This is a genomic window from Mesorhizobium sp. M7A.F.Ca.CA.002.04.1.1 (assembly GCF_004022805.1).
GTDB lineage: Bacteria > Pseudomonadota > Alphaproteobacteria > Rhizobiales > Rhizobiaceae > Mesorhizobium > Mesorhizobium ciceri.
Genome location: NZ_RZPL01000789.1, coordinates 1 through 2,490, shown reverse-complemented (window position 1 = coordinate 2,490; position 2,490 = coordinate 1). Strand labels below are relative to the sequence as shown.

General features: G+C 62.7%; 3 protein-coding genes. 1 reads left to right on the top strand and 2 read right to left on the bottom strand.

Annotated features, from left to right (window positions below; all coding sequences use genetic code 11):
- Positions 1–326, bottom strand: a 326-nt coding sequence (locus ENZ75_RS28475) for a MarR family transcriptional regulator (protein ID WP_128278493.1), incomplete at its 3' end; no start/stop codon positions are given.
- Positions 327–383: 57 nt separating this feature from the next.
- The gene (locus tag ENZ75_RS28470) at positions 384–1,034 is read right to left on the bottom strand and encodes an SGNH/GDSL hydrolase family protein (RefSeq protein WP_023809404.1); all 651 of its coding nucleotides are present in this window, start codon (positions 1,032–1,034) and stop codon (positions 384–386) included.
- 320 nt (positions 1,035–1,354) lie between these two features.
- Here ENZ75_RS28470 and ENZ75_RS28465 point away from each other — a divergent pair, with 320 nt between their 5' ends.
- Positions 1,355–2,434: a substrate-binding domain-containing protein gene (locus ENZ75_RS28465; protein ID WP_013530473.1), complete on the top strand. Its 1,080-nt coding sequence runs from the start codon at positions 1,355–1,357 to the stop codon at positions 2,432–2,434.
- The last annotated feature ends 56 nt before the right edge of the window (positions 2,435–2,490 follow it).

The following is a 2,490-nucleotide window of genomic DNA, read 5'->3' as shown; positions in this document are numbered from 1 at the left end:
GCGATGTCGATCCTGCGCCGGCTGAAGCCGACGCCAACCGCATAGGCGCCCTCCGGGTTGAGTGAAAGCGGGATCGTCGGCGGCCCGACGCGGCCGCGCTGCGCCTCGCCCTGCGAGACCAGGCCCTCCTGCTCGAGCGAGCGAACGATGACTGAAGCCGTCTGCGCCGACAGGCCGGTCTTCTCGCCGATTTCCATCCGCGAAATGCCTTCGTTCTGAAGCAGCAGGGACAGCACCAGCCGCTCGTTGTAGCTGCGGACGCTCAATGCATTCAGCCCGCTCGCACGATCGGCGATGCGCAAGGGATTGGGTGGTGCGAATCTCATGTCAGGCAAAGGTCGCCCCGTCGGTAAGAGCGCGTTGCCTGGCGGCGGTATGGTTGCTCATGTCGAGCGGCTCCAGCCGATGGCATCGACCGCGCGGGCGAGCGCGGTGCCCAGCAATCTGTGCGCCTCGGCATCGATGTGAAAGCCGTCCGCCTCGCTGCACGACACCACCGAGCCGGCATCGAAAAAGTGCAGTTCGAGCGAGTCCGCCAGAACCTCGAACTCGAGCGCGAGCAGGCGCGATTTCTCCGGCGCGCCGGCGAATATGGACTTCCATTCCTTGACGTCGTCCTGCATCGGCGGTGGCGCCACGATCATGATCTCGGGCGTCGAGCCGCCCGGACCTGGCGCCAGCTCCTTGATGTCGTAGACGAGGCAGCCGATCCCCATCGCCACTTCCGACGGCGGCTTGTTGAAGCGGATCTTCAGATCGTTGGTGCCGAGCATGATGATGACGAGGTCGAGCGTCGCATGGCTCTGCAGGCAAGGACGAAGATAGGTTCGGCCGTTCTTGTGGGCGCCCTCGATCGGGTCGTCGTGGACGGTGGTGCGGCCGCTCAACCCCTCCTCGATGACATACCAGTCAGGGCCCAGCTGAGAACGCAATATGCCCGGCCAGCGTTCACCCGGACCATAGCGCTCGAGCGGCCCCCTGCCGGGGATCTGGCCGTGCGTGTTGGAGTCGCCGTAGCACAAGACTGATCGCATGTTTTTCCCGCCGGGACAGACTGCGCGCCGAAGCCGGCGAGCGCCATTCATGATGGATAGTGGAGCGGCGAAAGGCAAGCAAGGGAATAGTCATTCAACCTGACTAACTATTGACAGGGCGAATCCGCTGTGCTTCTAAAGTGCCCGGAGGAGTTCTCGACCGTCATCATCGTCCAGCAGAAGTTGGGCTTCGACACGCATGTGTTCGGGGGCGGGAGAATTGCGCGCATCGGTCGGTTTGTGACGGGGGCATGCATTGGGAGAGCGTCTCGTGGCCATACGAATTTGTAGGCCGGAGCAACCACAAGGAGGAGTGTTCAATGTTAGGATTGCTGAAAACCGTCGGCCTGGGGATGCTCGTTGCGTCCACGCTTGCCGTGACGTCCCTGGCGCATGCGCAAGACGTCAAGCTGATGGACGGCGTGGCGCCGCGCCCCGACGACACGCGCATGACCGCCGCCGGTGCGTTCAAGAAGGACCCGCCCTGGGTCATCGGCATGAGCGACTTCGGTGTCAACGCAAACACCTGGACGGTGCAGGTGGCGCATGAGGCGGAGAACGCCGCGGCCAAGGACAAGCGCATCTCGAAATTCATCCTGCTCGATGCCGGCTTCGACCAGAAGAAGCAGGTGGCCGATATCGAGGACCTGATCGCACAGCATGTCGACGCCATCATCGTTCAACCGGTGACCAGCACGTCGGCCAATGCCAGCATCGCCAAGGCGGTCGCCGCCGGCATCCCGGTCATCCTTCACACCGGGCGTATCGATTCCGACGCCTACACCACCGAAATCCAGGGCGGCGCCGAGCACTTCGGCAAGGTCATGGGCGACTGGCTGGTGAAGACCGTCGGCGACAACGGCAAGATCTGGGTCCTGCGTGGCCTGGCCGGCCATCCGGAAGACACCAACCGCTATAACGGCCTCCTGGAATCGCTCAAGGGCACGCATGTGCAGATCATTGCCGAGGAGCATGGCGACTGGCAGTACGACAAGGCCAAGAAGCTGTGCGAGACGCTCTATCTGAACAATCCGCAGGTCGACGGCATCTGGTCGTCCGGCGCCGACATGACGCGCGCCTGCGTCGATGTCTTCAAGCAGTTCGGCACACCCATTCCGCCGATTTCGGGCGAGGGCAACAATGGCTATTTCGGCCAGTGGATTACGGATGGGTTCAAGTCGATCTCTCCGGAATACAGTCCCGCCCAGGGCGCTGCCGGCGTGCGCGCTGCCGTTGCCCTTCTGGAAGGCAAGCAGCTCTACAAGCGCTATGTCTACAATCCCGACGGATGGGACCAGGACAAGGCCAAGAAATACTATCGCGATGACCTGACCGCCAATGTCTGGTGGCCAAGCGAACTGCCGGAAGACAAGCTCAAGGAATATTACGGCAAGAAGTGACGGCGCCGTGGCTGGCGGGGAGTGGACAAACATTCCCCGCAGGCCGTTCCATGTGT